The 20,218-nt window shown below is 40.8% G+C and carries 13 protein-coding genes; 8 read left to right on the forward strand and 5 right to left on the reverse strand.

Features of this window, described 5'->3' with window-relative positions:
• Window position 1: 1 nt before the first annotated feature.
• From N0B48_RS08005 to N0B48_RS08025, 5 genes are all read right to left on the reverse strand, one after another.
• Window positions 2-1,375, reverse strand: coding sequence for a RagB/SusD family nutrient uptake outer membrane protein (locus N0B48_RS08005; RefSeq protein WP_259838098.1), 1,374 nt, complete (start codon window positions 1,373-1,375; stop codon window positions 2-4).
• Between the two features lie 11 nt (window positions 1,376-1,386).
• Window positions 1,387-4,482: a SusC/RagA family TonB-linked outer membrane protein gene (locus N0B48_RS08010; RefSeq protein ID WP_259838100.1), complete on the reverse strand. Its 3,096-nt coding sequence runs from the start codon at window positions 4,480-4,482 to the stop codon at window positions 1,387-1,389.
• A 136-nt stretch (window positions 4,483-4,618) separates the two neighbouring features.
• Window positions 4,619-5,473, reverse strand: coding sequence for a FecR family protein (locus tag N0B48_RS08015; RefSeq protein ID WP_259838103.1), 855 nt, complete (start codon window positions 5,471-5,473; stop codon window positions 4,619-4,621).
• A gap of 91 nt (window positions 5,474-5,564) precedes the next feature.
• Complete coding sequence (locus tag N0B48_RS08020) at window positions 5,565-6,095, reverse strand: sigma-70 family RNA polymerase sigma factor (protein ID WP_259838105.1); 531 nt, start codon at window positions 6,093-6,095, stop codon at window positions 5,565-5,567.
• A gap of 69 nt (window positions 6,096-6,164) precedes the next feature.
• Entirely contained in the window at window positions 6,165-6,929 is a 765-nt protein-coding gene (locus N0B48_RS08025; RefSeq protein ID WP_259838107.1) for a LexA family transcriptional regulator, read from the reverse strand.
• Window positions 6,930-7,005: 76 nt separating this feature from the next.
• Between N0B48_RS08025 and dinB the strand changes: the two genes are divergently transcribed.
• From dinB to N0B48_RS08065, 8 genes are all read left to right on the forward strand, one after another.
• Entirely contained in the window at window positions 7,006-8,148 is a 1,143-nt protein-coding gene (gene dinB, locus N0B48_RS08030; RefSeq protein ID WP_259838109.1) for a DNA polymerase IV, read from the forward strand.
• 22 nt (window positions 8,149-8,170) lie between these two features.
• Window positions 8,171-11,224: a DNA polymerase III subunit alpha gene (locus N0B48_RS08035; RefSeq protein ID WP_259838110.1), complete on the forward strand. Its 3,054-nt coding sequence runs from the start codon at window positions 8,171-8,173 to the stop codon at window positions 11,222-11,224.
• A 325-nt stretch (window positions 11,225-11,549) separates the two neighbouring features.
• Window positions 11,550-11,954 carry a hypothetical protein gene (locus N0B48_RS08040; RefSeq protein ID WP_259838111.1) on the forward strand — a complete coding sequence of 135 codons (405 nt, stop codon included), beginning with the start codon at window positions 11,550-11,552 and terminating at the stop codon, window positions 11,952-11,954.
• Between the two features lie 98 nt (window positions 11,955-12,052).
• Window positions 12,053-12,649 (forward strand): RNA polymerase sigma factor, encoded by a 597-nt coding sequence (locus tag N0B48_RS08045; RefSeq protein WP_259838112.1) that lies wholly within the window; start codon window positions 12,053-12,055, stop codon window positions 12,647-12,649.
• Window positions 12,650-12,712: 63 nt separating this feature from the next.
• Window positions 12,713-13,942, forward strand: a complete 1,230-nt coding sequence (locus N0B48_RS08050; RefSeq protein WP_259838113.1) for a FecR family protein — start codon at window positions 12,713-12,715, stop codon at window positions 13,940-13,942.
• 227 nt (window positions 13,943-14,169) lie between these two features.
• Window positions 14,170-17,514 (forward strand): TonB-dependent receptor, encoded by a 3,345-nt coding sequence (locus N0B48_RS08055; RefSeq protein WP_259838115.1) that lies wholly within the window; start codon window positions 14,170-14,172, stop codon window positions 17,512-17,514.
• A 5-nt stretch (window positions 17,515-17,519) separates the two neighbouring features.
• Entirely contained in the window at window positions 17,520-18,890 is a 1,371-nt protein-coding gene (locus N0B48_RS08060; RefSeq protein ID WP_259838116.1) for a RagB/SusD family nutrient uptake outer membrane protein, read from the forward strand.
• A 1-nt stretch (window position 18,891) separates the two neighbouring features.
• Complete coding sequence (locus N0B48_RS08065; protein ID WP_259838117.1) at window positions 18,892-20,190, forward strand: TlpA family protein disulfide reductase; 1,299 nt, start codon at window positions 18,892-18,894, stop codon at window positions 20,188-20,190.
• The last annotated feature ends 28 nt before the right edge of the window (window positions 20,191-20,218 follow it).

Raw genomic sequence — 20,218 nt, forward strand, 5'->3', positions numbered from 1 at the left:
ATTAGTATCCGGTATTTTGTGGGTTTAAATTTGAGTTGAGTAAGAGTTCCTGCTGTGGCACCGGCCATAGATCATGATAAGATTTCCAGTTCGGCTTTATCGTAATCAGGCTATTCAGGCGGTTTGTACGTTTCAGGTCCAGAAAACGGTGTCCCATTTCGGTAAAGAATTCCTTTCTGTTTTCCAGTAGTATTTCATCCAGTAATGCAGATTGTGTGGTTGGACCAGTAAAAGCACCGAGACCTGCTCTTTGTCTTGTGGCATTGATATAAGGTAGTGCCTGCGGTAATTTATTTTGCTGTACCATCGTTTCAGCAAGCAGGAGGTAGACTTCTTCCAAACGAAATACAATAGAATATTCAGTGGTATTTTGGGTTCGGTTTTTATATTTATCAGCGCGATACCATGTGTTTCCATTAAAAGTTACCGTGGCCATCCAGTTCTGTTTTCTCAGGTCTCCATTTGAAAAAGAGTCAATCAGTTCTTGGGACAATGCATAATTGGTTGGAGCTGCACCGGTAAAATAATAGTTCATAGCTTCCTTGGTTGGATCTCCAGCGTTTTTGGGTTTCAACTGCCATAAAATATGGGTTCCTGATTTTTGAAATACCTTGGTGGTATTATTTTCAAACTGATAAAGGGGGCTTTGTACAATATTTTTTAAAAGGAACTCAGCATCATTCCATCGGTGTTGCAGCATGTATATTTTAGCCAGCATCAGCTGCGCTGTCTTTTTATTGGGATAGATCCGCTCTGTATTGCGGTATTCATCGGTTAACAAATTGGTTACCTGACTAAGACCGTTTTCCAGTTGGGTCAATACCTCGGAAGAGGATGTTTTGGATAAGGATTGGTTAAGCTTATAATCGGTGGTAATAGGATAGGGGATATCCCCGAAGGATTGCTGCAGGTAGAAAAATACAATTGATCTCATAAGAAGGGCTTCACCCGTGATCCGCCTTTTTTCAGTTGCAGGTAATGCCGATGAATTTTCTACACCTTCTAGTATAGCATTGGCTATATAAATGTTTTGGTAAGCACCAGACCAATATGAATAAATAGTAGGATTGGCTCCAATCTGCTGATTCCGATAAATATCAAGCACGCCATTAACAGAAGTGGTAGCATAGCAATCCAGATCATCGGTATACATTCCAAAAAGTTTACCAGCTTCGTCTCCTGCAATTGGCGAATTATCTCGCATCCCGGCATACAACCCGGCAAGGGCGGCATTAGCCGTCTGCACGTCTTCAAATACTTGGCCCGTCGTGATTTGGTTATTGGGAATTTCAACTTCTACCAGCTTTTCACATGAGATGGTAACTTTTAGCAAGAAAAGTATGATAATTATAAATACAATTTTAAATGTTTTCATGAGTAATAATTTTAAAGATTAAACTGAGCGCCAAAAGAATAAGTTCTTAAAGGAGGTAGAAAGCCCATAAACGTAAATTCAGGATCGATTCCAAAATACCGGGTCCAGGTAACAAGGTTCTGGCCCTGAAAAAAGATCTTTACGTCCCTAATAACAGAATTCTTCAAAGGAATTCGATATCCTAGCTGTAGGTTTTTGATGCGTATGAAAGACGCATCCGACGCAGAAGCAGTGCTGTTTTGCAGTAGATTATGAGCGGTATTGCCTCCAGGTTTGTAGGGCATATATACGCCTGCCGGATTCTCAACTGACCATACATTGAGAACTTCTAACGGCTGATTGGTCATACCGCCCGGTACAGGCATAATGCTGTTATAATTGCGGTTTCTCTGTTTGACAAATTGAAAAAGGATGGATAGATCCCAGTTTTTGTAACGAAGGGTGTTGTTCCAGCCCCCGAAATATTGTACGCCTATTTTTTCGATGACTTTGTTATCATCGGGGGACGATATTTTTCCATCCCCATTAAAATCGGTAAACTGATAAAGTCCCGTCTGTGGATTAATTCCTTCCAATTGGTAGACTTTTATAATTGAGGTTGGTTGTCCTATGACATACTGATTGGCATAGGTAGATCCTTCTAGTCCGGGGAACGCCAGTAATTTATTTTTTGGAAAACTGATATTGATTCCTGTTTCCCATTGAATATTACTTGATTTTAAAGGACGTGCATTAAGCTCGAGTTCAAATCCAGTGTTTTCAACAGTCGCTGCCAGATTAGCCAATACCGAAGGAAAACCTGCTATGGAAGGTAGCTGAATTCCTACCAACTGGTTAGAAGAACGGTTTTTGTACCAAGCTGTGGTGAGGTTGAGTCGATTTTTAAAAAATCCCAGTTCCAGAGCTGTTTCCAGTTTCGTGGTCTTTTCCCAACTGTAATCCGGATTGTATAAACGGGAAGGCAGTAGACCGGTCACGGCATTGTATGTGGATGGAGAAACGGTATAAGTATCCAAATACTGATAATCCCCAATTTGATCACTTCCGGCAGAGCCATAACTGCCCCGGAGTTTCCCAAAGCTTAGCCATTGGCTATCTTTCAAAATATTTTCCTTTGAAAAAAGCCACGCAGCACCGACTGCTCCAAAATTGGCAAACCTTTTACTGGGTCCAAAACGGCTGCTTCCATCTCTTCTTCCTGTAATGTTCAGGATATATTTGTTTTTGAACTGATAATTGAGTCTTCCAAATACGGCTGCATAGCGGTACTCTGTGCGGATCTGATCGGAGATCGTTTTGGTCTGTGCAGCGCCTATATTTTCTATAAACACATTGCTCTCAAAGCCGACGCCTGTCATCGTGCCCTGGTTGTTCACTTCCCGTTGAAATGTCCCTCCAAAAAGCACATCAAATTCATGATTGCCATTTTTGTAAATCCAGTTAACCTGTGGTTCTACAATAAAAGAAAAACGATCCTGTTTATTTTTTGAGGCTCTGGAAGTTGCGCTCGATTGTCCCAATGCAAATGATGGGTTATACATAGTATGAGGCTGAAGCGCCACTTCATCAAAGATTTGGTAATTGATCCCTGAGTTTAATTTAATTTTAATGCGGGGAAACAGCTCGTACTCTGTATTGATGTTGGTCATGAACTGCTTGCTTTCATTGGAATAGGTGCTGTTGTAGGCTGCCACGGGATTGGCAAAGGTATTGTTCTCCCAGTTCAGGTTTCCGTCCTGATGATAAAGATCGGGCGCATTGGGAGAGAGCCAGTAGGCTTGCCTTGTGATGTCAGATCTCAGTACATTATTTTTCTGAATGGAAAAGAGATTGGAGAGATTGAGCTGGAATTTCTTATCTAATGAGCGGTGAGAAATGTTACTGGTGATATTGTTACTGATATACTTAAAACCTTCCCCAAAGGCGGTGGTCTGCTCGCTATGTCCTAAGCTCAATAGAAAAGTAGTGGTCTGGCTACCTCCGCTGAGTGAAAGCTGAGAATTGGAAGAAGTAGCTGTATTTCCAATAAGATCTTTGTTCCAATCTGTATAACGATTCTGATCCCATGTGCCGTTGATATCGTAAGCAGTAGCGGGATAATTCGTGATCCCATCGTTAGCAAATGCCTGTCTGCGCATATGGAGATATTGCTCTGTACTCAACATTTTCATCTTCGATGCCACCTGACTGAATCCATAGGTAGTGGTGAAATTGAGCCCAAGCTTTCCTGATTTACCTTTTTTGGTGGTGATCAGGACCACTCCGTTAGCTCCCCTTGATCCATAAATGGCGGTAGCATCGGCATCTTTGAGTATTTCTAAATTTTCAATATCATTTGGATTGATGCTGTTTAACGGATTAATACTGGCTCCCGGTAATACGACTCCCGAATAGGGAGATGTCATTTCACCTCCCATTGGTACGCCGTCAATAATGTAAAGAGGGGTATTACCACCTGTTCTCAAACTGTTTTTTCCTCTGATCTGAATATCAAACCCACCTCCCGGAACGCCAGAGTTCTGAGTGATATTGACCCCCGACATACGTCCCTGTATAGTGGACAGCACATTGGTTACAGGCTGGTTTTCGATGTCTTTGGCTGTTACTTTTGAAATGCTTCCTGTACGCTCTTTATCCTTTACCGCATAATAACCTGCATTGATGACAATCTCCTTGATTTGATTGGGGCTAATGGTATCTTTTGGACTTTGAATTTCTGCTTTTGCAAGAGTTTTATCTTGCATGGTAGCTTCTGTGCTGTCCGTTTTGGAAATGCTTATCGGTGGGCTTTTTGGTTTTATCTCCTTAATAATAACCGAATTGAATTTAATCAGCACTTCAAAAGGCAGGTCTTTAAGGATTTTCTTCATACAGTTTAGTACACTTTCATTGGTGCACTTTACGCCCTGTATGGTATGTTTCTTCAGCTCTTCTTCGGAATAGACATATTCCAGCTGATTGGTGGTTAGAAAATCATTCACTGCCTGTGCAGCCGATATTTTCCCTCTCTGAAAATTTACTCTTTTATCGGCAATGTGCTGCTGCGCATATAGAGCCGACAAATTGAGAAAAAGCAGTATTGCTACATAGCAAACAACATTTTTCATATTTTTGTAGTGTTAAATTAGTAACGCGACGAATAATTGTTATTAGTTTTCCTGACCGACAGTTCCCGCTGTCGGTCTTTTATTGAGTGGAGATCACGTATCAGAGATCAGGTGCATGGCAAGGAATTGCCATATTCTATTTTTCCAGTCTGTATGTTGTATCATAAATGTTGAGCTTTAGATCTAGATGTGCGGATATAGTACCAAGAATAGCTGCCGGTGAGACATTTACATTATCAAGAGAAATTTTACGATCAGCGTATTGTGCAGGATATTCAACTTTAACATGATAGGTCTTTTCAACGACCTCAATGGCATTCTTTATACTACATTCACTGAAAGATAGCCTGATCATAGAATCATGGGCTTTGTATGGATCCATGGTGACTGTATGTTCTTTTAGTGGTGTAATGGCGGCTACATCCGGTTTACCGTAATTGTTAAAAGTCTTATTAGGGGTAAGAAAATATTCCTCTTTGGTATTTGCTTTCTTTATGGCCACTTGGCCGTCAAACAGATCCACTTTAAAAGTGCTGCCATCCTGCATCACTTTAAAGACAGTGCCCAGTACTTTAGTTTCGTAATTCAGACCGTGAACAATAAAGGGATGCTCTTTTGATTTTGCCACCTCAAACAGGGCATCACCCTGGAGCTGTACTTCTCTGGTATCACTCGGAAAGGATTTTTCGACCGTCAATCTGGCTCCCTTAAAAAGGGTTACCATGGTGCCGTCAGAGAGTTTGATCGACGAATTTGATTGCTCGGCAAGGTAGATGTCAGGTTTAAAAAAGGTGTGGTAGCCGACAAGGCTTCCGATCATTAGGATGACAGCAGCTGAGGCAGCGATGCTGTATTTAAAGATTTTTTTTCGTCTTTTTTCTCTCTCGTGAATTCTTATTCTGGAAATCACATTTTCCCATGCCTGATCAACTTCTTTCGATGTAGGGGGGACAAGATTTTCAATTGGGTTATGATTGTCATTTTCGTTCATAATACAAGGGTCTATATTATGTAATAGGACGAAAAGGAAAAAAAGGACCAGTATTTTAATAAACTTTAACGAATTAAAGCTAATTTTAACTTTATTTAAGATTTTTGTAGTGGTTTTTGAGGAACATCATGGCCTCAGCAATATGTCGTTTAACTGTACTTTTGGGAATGTCCAATAACACAGCAATTTGCTGCTGGGTAACCCCTTCTAATTTATTCATCTTAAATATTTTCCTGCGAAGAGGGGGGATGATGAGCTCAATACTTTTTTCAAGTTCAACAAGGCGGTTTTCTTTTTTCAGCTTGAATATTAATTGTTCGTCAGAATCGTCAGCATAGTCTGTTTCGGTTGTAGAGGAGCTGAGAGGCTGCTTTTCGACACCTTTCAGAAATTTGGAAATCTCCTGATTGCAAGAGTTGAAAATAATAGCTTCAGGATTTTGCAGCATAAGGTCTTTTCGGTATTTCCACAAATGAACGAACACATTTTGTGCTATATCTCTTACATTCTCTTTTCCGCTGACTCTGCGTGCTGTATGCAGGTAGACACGATAATAGTAGCTATAAAATAAATCTTTATACCTGTCTTCTTCAATGCTTATATGTCGTGAGAAAAATTTCACGGTTTAGTTTTTGAGAGAACAAATTTATATTTTTTTTATCATACGAAATCAGCCACGGGCCTGTGAGCTTTAGCGTACTAAGTATTTTTCCAGTCGGTTAATGTCTTGTTTAAGGGATAGGAACATTCCTTTAACGTCATTATTGGCAAAATCTAAAAGGTCATAATCTCTCAGGATGCTGCATTCATATTCCCAGGCTTCGAGCATTTCATGGAGTGGGATGTCATAGGGTTCAAAAAAAGTGTTATCCGACTGAACCCGGATTGAATGGTCCTCAATGCCTGCCAGCCTTTTATAGACAAATCCGCTACGGGTCACCAGGAGATAGGTTTTGCCAACCTTCATATCCTGTATCTTTTCCACGTATTTCCCAACTATATAGGTCCCATCTTTAAAGGGAGGCATTGAATCGCCCTCTGCCGGAAAAGCCCTGTATTTTCCGTTCCTTAGAAAGGGCAATGAAATATGCTGGAGGCTTTCAATGTACTGCGGATCATTGTACCCATTCAAATATCCCATAGAGGCCTTATTGGGAATAATCTCTATGGCATTTTCACCTGTATGATCCACCAGAACAGGCAGCAAGATCCTGTTATCAGGGAGCTGTAACAATTCATCCAGTGGAAATCTCCTTAAATCAACTGATACCAACAGATCGATGCTCACATGGAAATACCTTGAGATCTTGAGTAGGAGCTCCAGAGGCGGTTCCGACTCGTTCTCCTCATACTTTGCATAACGCCCTCTGGTAATGATAAGATCGTCCGCAATCTTTTGTTGTGAAGATTTTAATTGTGCCCTCAGATACCGCAGATTTTCAGATAAAATTGACATTGCTATAATTTATAGCATCAAAGTTAAAACAAAATACTAAATATATTAGCAATTTTGTGAAATAAAATAGGATCAGATGGAAAGAGCGATTGTGCATATGGACTTGGATACATTTTTTGTTTCGTGTGAACGGAAAAATAATTCAGCACTCAATGGGAGGCCAATCATCATTGGCGGGGGTGATCGTGGAGTAGTGGCATCGTGTTCTTACGAAAGCCGCTATTTCGGAGTGCGTTCTGCGATGCCCATCAAAATGGCGTTAAAACTTTGTCCCGAAGCTAAAGTAATCCGCGGGGATATGGATTTCTATTCTAAAATGTCTCATGAGGTCACAGAGATTATCGAAGAAAAAGTGCCCCTGATGGAAAAAGCGAGTATTGATGAGTTTTACCTTGATCTTTCGGGAATGGACCGCTTTTTTGGCTGCTATCAATGGACTCAGGAGCTGGCCTCCAGAGTCATGAAAAATACAGGCTTACCCATTAGCTTTGCCCTTTCAAATAATAAAACGGTTTCTAAAATTGGCACGGGAGAGGCTAAACCTATTGGGCATATGGAGATAAAAGAGTCTATGATCAGACCGTTCCTCAATCCGCTGTCCATCAAAAAAATACCCATGGTGGGTGATGTTACTTTTCAGCTGCTTTCCAGAGTAGGGATCAGAACGATTCACACGCTTTCTGAAATGCCTCCTGAAATGCTTCAGAATCTTCTAGGAAAGAATGGACAGGAACTTTGGAAAAAGGCCAACGGTATTGATAATACACCTGTGGTGCCCTTTACGGAAAGAAAGTCCATTTCATCTGAACACACTTTTGAAATAGACTCCATTGATATCGCGGGAATAAAAACATTGATCACCGGAATGGCGGAGCAGCTGGCTCATCAGTTAAGACAGGAAAAGTGGCTAACATCAACCATTGTGGTAAAGATCCGATACTCCAATTTTGATACTGAGACTAAGCAATGCCGTGTGAGCTATACCTCTGCCGATCATACCATCAGCAGATGCGCATTAGAGCTTTTCGATAAGATCTACACCCGAAGAATGAGAATCCGTCTGGTCGGCTTAAAACTCACGGGCTTGGTTCATGGAGAATATCAAATGAATCTCTTTGAAGATACCCAGGAGATGATCAGCCTCTACCAGGCGATGGATCATATTAAAATCCGTTTTGGAAAACAGGCGGTCAGACGTGCCTCCGGGTTTGATTTTTAACAATAATTAAAAATAAACGAATATGTATCTCAACTGCCATACCTATCACAGTCTGCGCTATGGAACACTTTCTATAGAAGAGCTGGTACAATCCGCTTCGGTTTTGGGTATTGAAACTTTATGCCTTACCGATATTAATGCAGTAACAGCGATCTATGAGTTTTTTAAGTTGTGTAAAGATGCAGGGATAAAGCCTGTTGTTGGCATGGAAATCAGGCAAAACGATGAGCTTCTGTATATTGCGCTCGCTAAAGATGCAAGTGGTATAGCAGAGATCAACCAAATGTTGACTGCTTTTAACTGTGAAAATATCCCATTGCCTAAAGTAAATCCGGCCTTTGAAAAGGTGATCACCATTTACCCGGTTGAAAATATTCCTGAAAATTTTTCAGAAAATGATTATATCGGGATCAGACCTACGCAGCTCAACCTTTTATTTCGGAAAGAATGGAAAAAACTCATTCCTAAAATGGTGATACTCCAACCCATTACTTTTATCACGAAGAGGGACTATAATCTGCATCGTATATTAAGAGCTATTGAGAACAATACGCTGATTTCAAAATTAGAAACTCACCAATACTGCCAGCCAGATGAAGTACTAAAGCCACCTGTTGAATTGCTGGAATTATACCGGAATTATCCCCTGATCATTGAGAATACGCAGAGAGTTTTGGAGCAGTGCGGGTTTGATTTTGAATTTTCTACCCCAAGAAACAAAAAGCATTATACCGGTAGTAAGGAAACGGATCTGGAACTTTTGACCGAACTAGCTTATAAAGGATTGCAGGAAAAATATGATCCTGATGACCAGACAGCCAGAAAAAGGGTAGAAAAGGAATTGAAAGTGATTGATGAACTGAATTTCAGTGGTTATTTCCTCATTACCTGGGATATTGTTCAGTATAGCAATAGCATGGGTTTTATGCATATAGGAAGAGGAAGTGGTGCCAATAGTATTATTAGTTATTGTTTAGGGATCACCAATATCTGCCCTATTGAACTGGATCTTTATTTTGAGAGGTTTCTGAATCTAAATCGTAAAACACCGCCTGATTTTGATATTGACTGGAGCTGGCAGGACCGTGATACGATTCTCACCTATATTTTTAATAAATATGGCAAAGATCACGTTGCATTTTGCGGAACCAATGTGGAATTTAAGTACAAATCTATCTTTAGAGAGGTGGGAAAGGTATTTGGTTTACCCAAGGAAGAACTGGATGTTTTGGCTTCGCAGTCTGCCGCTATGCACGAGAGTAACTCTGTAGTGCAGCAGGTTCAGAAATACGGGAAAATGATGGAGAAATTCCCTAACCAAAGGAGTATGCACGCCTGTGGAATACTCATCTCTGAAGAGCCTATTACGAATTATTCAGCATTAGAGATGCCACCAAAGGGTTTTCCTATTGTTCAGTTTGATATGCATACGGCAGAAGAGATTGGCCTTGAAAAATTTGATATCCTTTCTCAGAGAGGTATTGGAACGATCAATGATGCCGTGAATCTCATCAGGGAAAATAAGGGAATTGATGTGAATATACGTGACAACCGTCTATCTAAAGATGAGGGGAGGTGCAATGAATTTTTAAGCCGTGGGAAAACGATTGGTTGCTTTTATATCGAGAGTCCTGCCATGCGTGGGCTGCTGCGTCGGTTGAAATGTGACAATTATAAGGTATTGGTGGCAGCATCATCTATCATCAGACCCGGTGTTGCGCAAAGCGGAATGATGAAGGAATATATTTTTAGACATAATAACCCCGATCAGTTTGAATATTTTCACCCTGTGTTCCAGCAGCAGCTTGGAGAAACCTATGGAATTATGGTCTATCAGGAAGATGTGATAAAAATTGCCCTTTATTTCGGGGGGCTTCATGCCACCGATGGGGATGTGCTGCGACGTGCCATGAGTGGAAAAGGTCGCTCACTCTCCGCTTTGCAGAAGGTTAAAGATCATTTTTTTTCGTCCTGTGCAAAGCTGGGTCATCCTGAAAATTTGACCACCGAGGTGTATCGCCAGATTGAATCTTTTGCAGGGTATTCATTCTGTAAGGCACACTCTGCTTCTTATGCTGTGGAGAGTTATCAGAGTCTTTACCTGAAGGTTTACTATCCGGTAGAATTTATGGTGGCTGCCATTAATAATGGAGGTGGATTTTACCGAACTGAGGTATATGTTCATGAAGCAAAGATGTCGGGAGCGGACATTCTGACGCCCTGTGTCAACAAGAGCGAATATCACACAATGGTATATGGAACTGAAGTATACCTGGGATTTATGCATGTGCAGTCACTGGAACAAAGAACGGTTGAGCTTCTGGTGGATGAGCGAAAAAGAAATGGTGATTTTAAATCCCTGGAGGATTTTATCAGACGAGTTCCCATTGGAATTGCGGGGCTCCAGATTCTTATTTTTATCGGGGCTTTCCGCTTTACGGGCTTTCCAAAAAATGAACTGCTCTTAAAAGCCAGAATGCTGCTGGGTGATTTTAAACCGGAACAGAGATTTCAGGCTTTGTTTGATGAGCCTGTAAAACAGTACAGTCTTCCTGTATTGAAAAGAGATGTATTTGAAGATGCCTTTGATGAAATTGAACTGTTGGGTTTTCCTGTTTCTTGCAGTCCGTTTGAGCTGCTGAAAACCAAATACCGCGGAGATATTATGGCTAAGGATTTATTAAAGTTCAACAAAAAACAGGTCAGAATGCTGGCTTATCTTATCTCACGTAAGCATGTTCCTACCAAAAGAGGCACCATGTTCTTCGGTACGTGGATCGATGTGGAGGGTGAATATTTTGATACGGCTCATTTTTCGGATTCTTTAGAACTCTATCCCTTTCAGGGGGGCGGATGTTACCTTTTACTTGGGATAGTAGCGGTAGATTTTCACTTTCCAACTGTGACCATCACTAAAATGGCCAAGATGCCTTTTATTCCAGATCCCAGATATGCGTATGATGAAGAGAAACGTTATGAAGCTCATCAGCGGATAAAAGAAGATGTGAGTATGACCCAGAGGAAGCCATATCCCCAGGAACATGAAATTGGGCTTCCAAGAAGAATGTTGAAATAATAGGGGGTGGTTTCGAAAAAAAATGCAGTAAAAACCAGTATGACCACCCAGCTGCGCTACTTAAGAAATCATTTGTTTTTTTCTGAAGGGATTGACGGAGGTCTATGGGACAGTCCTGATATATTTCCGGACAAACAAAGAAATAAAGGTAATCCTATAATATCTCTCTTTAGTGAGATATATTATAGGATTTAAATTTTTTGTACTACTTTTACATAATGCTAGTTTTCAGTAGTTTGTATTGGTGTTATATGCTAAGCCATTTTCCAAAAATCATACACTTGAAATTCTCATATTTTACATATACTTCTTAATATCGATCTCCATGACCAGTCACAGATTTGCGGCTTTTGCTATTTTAGTTTCAGTTTTTTTCAGTTGTAAGAACAAAGAGCCCTTTGTTCCGGACCATGAAATTGGAACAGGAATCATTATAGGTATGGAAAACTGTAAAAATGATCCTTCCAAAAACGCCTGGTTAATTAGTTTCACGGGACCTAATGCCTTTAACAGGACTTATGGTGATGCCATTGTCTATGAAGGCGCTAACTTTACTCATGTTGTGAAAGCTTTTTCTCTGCCGGATTCCGCTAAGGTTCCAGGTAAGAAATATTCATTGGAGTTTTATCCTGAAGAAAGAGTGCCAGGTGTGGCCTGTGATGCTTCAGATCCCATTAGTTTTAATCTTACAAAAATAAGAATAAGAAATCTGGTGAGGAGCGCAAATTAGCCTGTCAATTGTGGAAGATTTTTTTTTCAATATTTGAATCAACAATTTCTGAATGCATAAACATTTCTATAACTTTAACTTTACATCAGCTTAATCTAATGAACTCCCAACCTTCCATCAACGAAAAGGATCTGCTGCTCAGGCTTCGAGATGGGGATGAGTATGCTTTTGAAAGTCTTTACCGTACCTATAGCAGACGTATTTTAATAGGGGTTGTCAGATTTGTAAAGGATGAAGATCAGGCGCAGGAGATCTTACAGGATGTTTTTATCAGGATATGGAATCACCGAAAAAATATAGATCCCGATAAGTCTTTTCAGTCCTATCTTTTTTCTATTGCTAATAATCTAGTCCGGGATTTTTTCCGAAAAGCAGCTCATGACCGAAAGTTGCAGGCTTCGCTTATTGCAAGAGGCACAGAGCTATACGATCACATTGAGACCGCCTTATACCATAAGGAAACTACGGCTATCCTTCACTCGGCTATAGAAACTCTTCCCTTGCAGCGTAAAACCATTTTTACCTTATGCAGGCTGGAAGGTAAAAGCTACGATGAAGTAGCTTCTATTATGGGCATTACAGTTTCAACCGTGGGGAATCAGCTGGTCAAAGCCACTCGCAGTGTAAAGAGGTATTTTTATGCTTCGCAGAATTACATTGCCTTCATCACAGCTTGGCTGATTGGAACCATTTAAAAATTATTTATCAATCCGATAGTAGGATTGTTCTTGTCAAACGTACTACCAATAAAGAACGTTTTGGAAAATCAAGAGCAGTTGCAGGATTTACTGGAAAAATATCGGAATCATCGATGTTCGCCTCAAGAGGTGAAACAGCTTCTTGGGTATTTTCAAAAAGACAGTATCGAGCAGGACCAGCTCATGGAATTGGTACTGGATCATCTGAAAGCATTACCTGCTGTTGAGCAGCTCGGTAACATAAGTCTGAGCAGCAGACTTGATCAGGCATTTCTTAATATCAGGGAGGAAATCGATAAATCCCAGACAAAATCCAGATCCACCAGGCTACTATGGAAGAAAATACTGGCTGCCGCTACCGTAACCATTATCGTTGGGGTCTCGTCCCTATATTACATCAACAAAACCAAATCAAGCACTGATCACAGCTTGCAGGCCCATGATATTCTTCCAGGTGGTCATAAGGCAAGACTGACATTGGCAGATGGCAAAACCATTGAGTTAGATAATACGCAGTCAGGAATTGTCATTGGTGAAAACAGCATTTCTTATAACGATGGAACAGCAATTTCAGCTAAAAAAAATAATGAAACGATATCCATCAGTACGCCTAAAGGGGGTGAATATAAAGTCGTCTTATCTGACGGCTCCAAAGTTTGGCTTAACGCCGCTACCACTTTACAGTATTCTGCCAACTTGAGAGCGCGAGGAAAGCGGAGGGTAATGCTGGTAGATGGCGAAGCCTACTTTGAAGTAGCGAAAGACAAAAACCGTCCTTTTGTTGTACTCACCAAAACACAGGAGGTCGAAGTACTCGGCACTCACTTTAATGTAAGCAGCTATGCTGATCAGAGGCGTACTGTGACTACCCTTGAAGAAGGTTCGGTAAAGGTTTCATCAATATCGGATGGAACCAAAAATAACAAAGATTTAGCTTTAAAAGCTCCCCATTTGCGGAATGAGGTGGTCTTAAAACCCGGTCAGCAGTCTCTTTCTTCTGATGGAAAACTTAGAGTTCAAGAGGCCGATATGCAGAGTGCCCTGGCATGGAAAGAAGGAATGATCTATTTCAGGGATGCACCGATTCAGGAGGTATTAAGACAGATCAGCCTATGGTACAACATTGAGATAGAATATGAAGGTGTACCTACCAAAGAGGTCTTTAATGGCGGAGTGAAACGTACGTCAGATCTTTCGGCAGTATTGCGCATCCTTGAATTGAGCAACGTTCATTGCAGGGTACAAAAAAAGAATAACAAAAAGATCCTGACCATCCTGCAGAAAAAATAAAAGTCCAATGTATCACCTATAAACCACAGAGCCTATGAAGTAATCGTTTTTTCTTAATTTTTAGATTTAGTTAATCAAACCCACACTATAAAAAACCGGAGCATTGTTCGAGGATGCTCCGGGGATTGTGGGCTTTGTGAACGATCAGTATGAACCAATTTATCAACTTATTGCAGGAGGACCTTCAAAACTAAATTTCCATTGCAATACCAAACCTATCCAAACTTATGAATTTTCTATCAAAACTAGGCTATCTCTGGCGGGGTAGTCCTTCTTTCTATACCAGAAACAGATGGCTTAACAGCTTTCTGAAAAAAATACCCCTCAGTTTCCATTTAGCGGTATTGATGCTCTTTACCTTCTTCGTTGCTGCTATTGGTGTAAAAGCTCAAAATATAAGCATCGATGCCAAAGCTGTCCTTATGCATCGGGTGTTCAAACAGATCGAAAAGCAAACCGACTATCTATTTTGGTATAAGGGAAAGCTGCAAGATAAAAATGTGCCCATTACTGTGAGTTTTAGCAATATGCCAGTAAAAGCCGCCTTAGATAAGCTTTTTGAGCAGCTACCTTTTACCTATGAAATTGTAGATAAAACCATTGTGGTCACAGAAAAACCAGCTGTTAAAAACAACTCTAAATACAGAGAGAAACAGAGAACGAGGCCCATGTCCGGAACTGTTAGCGACGAAAATGGCAGACCGCTCTCTGGCGCTACGGTTGCAGTAAAAGGAACTAACCAAACTACAGCCACCAATAGTGAGGGAAATTATATCCTCCAAAATGTCGCTGATGATGCGGTTCTGAGCGTTACTTATATCGGTTATATAACGCAGGAAGTCAGCATAGAAAATGCTGAAAAGATTTTCCTAAGTAAATCAGAATCTAAGCTGGATGAAGTCCAGATCATCGCCTATGGTACCACCACCAAACGCTTGAATACAGGATCTGTGGGAAGCATTTCCAGTGCTGATATAGCCAAACAGCCTGTCAGTAACCCACTAGGGGCGCTTTCAGGCCGTATACCCGGTCTTGTGGTGAGCCAGTCTACGGGTGTGCCTGGCTCCTCATTCAATATTCAAATTCGTGGCAGAAACTCTATGGCACAAGGTTCTGAGCCTTTGATTCTTATTGATGGAATTCCTTTTTCATCGGGTAATCAGGGTATTTCTTCTTTGCCTTCAGCGTTAACAAATGGTGTAACAGGAACCTCACTAAGTCCTTTTAACAGCATTAACCCCAGTGATATTGAAAGCATTGAGATTTTAAAGGACGCTGATGCCACGGCGATTTACGGATCGCGTGGTGCCAATGGGGTGGTGCTGATTACTACGCGAAAAGGGAAGGCAGGTAAAATACAGATAACAGCCAATATCAATCAGGGATTTACAGAGGTCGGAAAAACAATGAAATTGATGAACACACCACAGTACCTTGAAATGCGCAGGGAGGCTTTTGTGAATTCTAATATATCACCAACGATCGCTGATGCTCCCGATCTGATGGCATGGGACCAAAACCGTTATACGGATTACAAAAAAGAACTGATTGGCGGAAACGGAAAACTGACCAATGCGCAGCTTTCAGTCTCTGGTGGTTCCTCAGAAATACAATATCTGGTAAGTGGATCATTTTACCGCGAAACCTCGGTTTTCCCTAGTGCAATGCCTAATACCAGAGGAAGTGTAAATATGAATCTTAACCACAGCTCGAAAGACGATCTTTTTACCATGAACCTTTCAGGGAGCTTTACGGCAGGGGAGAATAAAACTGCAGGAACTGATTTAACCTACTATACTTTTTTAAGTCCCAATACGCCTGATTTTTTTACCCCTGATCGGAAATTGAAATGGATAGAGAATGGGGCATCCTATGAAAATCCTTACCGTTACCTTTTTGAAACATACAAAGCCACAACAACAAATCTGGTCAGTAGCTTAAACACTTCCTATAAAATCATTCCCGGTTTGACCGTGAAAATGGCTATGGGATATAATAGGATGGGGGGAAAAGAGATAAAGCTCATGCCCATGAGTTCTTTATCTCCTGACCAGACTCAGCTCAGCTCTTCACAGTTCGCTTGGAATGAGTACAGCAGCTGGAACATTGAGCCGCAATTGCAATACGTAGGAACTTTGGGACTGGGAAAGCTTGACGTTTTAACGGGTGCTACTTTTCATCAAAAGGATAATTCAGGAAATTATATTTCCGTCAGTGGATTTACCACTGATGCTCTGATGGAGTCTATTGGAGCTGCAAGCACGATCAATGCTGCTTCTAATTCTAAAAGTCAGTATCGGTATCAGGCTGTATTTGCACGAATCAACTATAATATAGGTAATAAATATATTATCAACCTGACCGCGAGACGTGACGGGTCGAGCCGCTTTGGGGCTGGGAAGCAATTTGCGAATTTCGGAGCAGTAGGAGGGGCATGGATTTTCACTGAGGAAAAGTGGCTAAAGGATCAATTTTCCTCCCTAAGCTTTGGTAAACTGAGGGGAAGCTATGGTATTACGGGGAATGATCAGATTGGAGATTATCAGTTTCTGGACAGCTGGCAGTCCGGTTCACAGACCTACCAGGGAATAGGAACTCTCCGTCCTTCAGCGCTGGCAAACCCCAATTATAGCTGGGAAGAGAATAAAAAACTGGAAGCTGCTGTAGATCTTGGTTTTTTAAATGACAGATTCCTTTTTTCTGCGAATTATTACCGCAATAGAAGTTCCAATCAACTGGTCGCTTACCGACTGCCTTATCTGACAGGATTTGCATCGATCATCAGGAATTTTCCTGCGGTGGTTCAGAATGAAGGCTGGGAGCTTTCCTTCAGTGCAGATGTGATAAGCAGAAGCTCTTTGAGCTGGACACTTGCTGTCAATGCAAGCCTTCCTAAAAATAAATTACTGGAATTTCCCGGAATTGAAACCTCCAGCTATGCTTCACTTTATAAAGTGGGTAGATCTCTTAATAGCCTTTACAATTATCATTATGAAGGTATAGACCGCGAAACAGGACTGTACCGATTGACAGATGTGGATGGAAACGGAAGCTACAGTGCTGGTGATTTAATGATTAATGGATCACTTGATGCGAAAATTTATGGTGGGGTCAATAATACATTTCGGTATAAGGGAATCGAATTGAGTGTGTTTTTTGACTATCGGAAACAGAGCGGAAAAAACTTCCTGTATTCTCTTTACAACCTTGCCCGTATTCCAGGTATGATGCTGAACCAGCCGATTGTTCTTGCGGATCGATGGCAGAATTCGGGGAGCGATGCTCAATATGAAAAGTATAGCGCATTAGCAGGAGCAGCCGTAGCTAATATCGGATATTCTGACCGGGTATACAGCGATGCTTCATTTGTGCGATTACGGAATGTCTCTTTGAGCTATTCCCTTCCAAAAGATCTGATATCCAAACTTTCTTTTGGATCTGCAAGGGTGTATTTTCAGGGGCAGAATCTTTTCACTTGGAGTAAGGTTAAAGGTTTTGATCCGGAAACGCAGAATCTTTATTCACTACCCCCATTAAAAGTTTATACAATTGGTTTACAGCTTAATCTATAATAAAGATGAGATCATTATATTTTTTAGTCCTGTTTGCATTTTTTTGCTCGTGTAAAAAATTTGTAGAGATTGATGCGCCGATTACTAAGATCAGTGCATTTACGGTATTCCAGGATGATGCTACGGCGACATCTGCCATATTGGGGATGTACGCCCGTTTGGTGGTCAGCAGTCCTGCCTTTTCGAATGGCGCTGCTACCATCTATCTGAGCACTGCTTCCGATGAGCTTGTGTACAGTGGAACTAATGCTGATATGTCTGGATTTTATACCAATACCCTAAATAGTGGAAATTCTATTGTATACCGAGATTTCTGGCGTTATCCTTATGAAACCATTTATCAGGCCAATGCCTGTATTGAAGGCTTAGAGAAATCCACAGGAGTTACCCCAAGTCTAAAGATGCAGCTTTTAGGAGAAGCCTATTTTATACGGGCATTTTGTTATTACTATCTTGTGAATCTCTTTGGCGATGTACCGCTTATAAAGACGACTGACTTTGAGATCAATGCAAAAGCTTTGAGAAGTAGAAGCTTAGAGATTACTAATTCAATGATTGACGATTTGCAGCAGGCAAGAGATAGATTATCCAAATCTTATCCTTCTGCCGGAAGATTGCGTGTCAATTTTTATACAGCCACCGTACTGCTTAACCGAATCTACCTCCAACAACAAAACTGGGAACTTGTTGAGAAGACGGCAAACGAAATTTTAAGTTCCAATCAATATTCCCTTGAAACGGATCTTTCGAAAACATTTCTGATGACAAGCACTGAGGCTTTTTGGGAGTTGGCGTTTCCCGATGCAAGTACTTTCAATACCATTGAGGGGAGTCGCTTTATTCCACTGGCAACGGCAAATGTGGTGCCTGCTTTTAACCTCACCAGTAGCCTTTTCAATTCTTTTGAATCGGGAGACCTAAGAAAGACCCATTGGATCGGATCAAAGTCAGTAAGTGGGACCACTTATTATTATCCGTATAAGTACAAAGTACGGGGAGCTGCTGTAAAGACGGAGCATTGTATTGTTTTCAGACTTCCGGAGATCTATTTTAATAGGGCAGAAGCGCGCGTTTATTTAAATAATTTATCGGGGGCATTAAGTGATTTGAATACCATAAGGCAGCGTGCTAATCCGTCGTGGACTTCTTTCAGCAGTTCAGAACCTGTCGTGATTCAAGCTGCTATTCAGAAAGAAAGACGCATAGAATATTTTGCAGAATGGGGACATCGCTGGTTTGATCTTAAGAGAACAGGCCACCTTAATGATATTCTGATGCCTTTGAAAACAACATGGAAAGCAACAGCCAATGTATTTCCGATTCCTTCTGCTGAAATTCTAACCAATCAAAACTTAACTCAAAATCCTGGATACTAAAATGAAAAATAGAATCAAAACATTGAGTATACTATGCCTAATGGCATGCTTACTTCTCATAAATCCTGTTTATTCTCAGGAAATTAAACCGCTGACCGTTGGTGACACCATGCCCGATGTGATATTAAAATCGGTCCTAAATTATAGTAAAAGAAGTGCGCAGCTTTCTGATTTTGCAGGTAAAGCCATGATACTTGATTTCTGGTTTATCAGATGTGGTTCCTGCAGAGCAGCGATGCCGCACCTGGACAGTTTACAGAAAGCTTTTAAAAATGATCTTCAGCTGCTTCTCGTCACCTGGGAAGATAAAAAGAAGGTAGAAGAATTTTTCACCACGGATTTGGATGCCAAACACCTGAAATTTGTTAATGTTGTTAATGACAGTTTACTGCGAAAAATTTTTCCAGCAAGAGGGTTTCCACATCAGGTGTGGATTGATAAAAATAATAGAATAACTGCTATTACTGATGGAACCAATACTTCTGTTGAAAATATTCAAAAACTAATTAGTGCAAAGAAGATCGACCTTCCTGTTAAAGTGGACGAGATGGATTCCAAACTTCATCAGGGAACAGATCCGTTAATGACCTATCGGTACGGCACCACCAAAGATAAAATACTCAAATACTCCTATCTCAGTAAAAGGAGATTAGAATTTCGGGGTGGGAGCAGCTTGGAGGTAGATACTTTGAATCAAATAGCTCGTGCCAGTTTTACCAATATAGATTTTTTACAGCTTTACGACAATGCCTATACTTCAAGTTTAGGATCTGGTGACCTGCACAGGCCCAGTAGACTAATAAGAAAAGACACCAGCTCTGTTAAAACTGAGGCAGATTATAAAACCTTTACCAATGTTTTCTGCTATGATTTGATGTACAAAGATACCACAACACGGGGCTTTGGAAAATATATGATCAGGGATCTCGATGAATACTTTGGTCTCAAAAGTCGTCTGGAAACAAAAAAAATAAAATGCCTGGTCATCAAAGAAAAAGGAGTAGGGAAAGGATATCGCCAACCCTTGAATGGAAATGACAAAAGATTTTTGGATTGCAAAATGATTGTTGGTAAAAAAAATAAGGCAAACAAAGCTTGGCAAGGTTTCGTATTGGAAGAACTTAACCGCAACAGCTACATGCCTATCATAATTGATCTGGATATTAATCAGCCTATATCCTTTGAATTTACCTGGACACCAAATGATATAAAAGCGATGTCTAAGGAATTGGAGAAATTCGGACTTGAAATGGTTGTTGAGAAAAGACCGAGAAAAGTCATCATTCTTGAAAATAACTAGATAAAGGGCTGGTCATTGACCAGCCCTT

It is taken from the genome of Chryseobacterium herbae, assembly GCF_025154075.1.
Taxonomy (GTDB): domain Bacteria; phylum Bacteroidota; class Bacteroidia; order Flavobacteriales; family Weeksellaceae; genus Chryseobacterium; species Chryseobacterium herbae.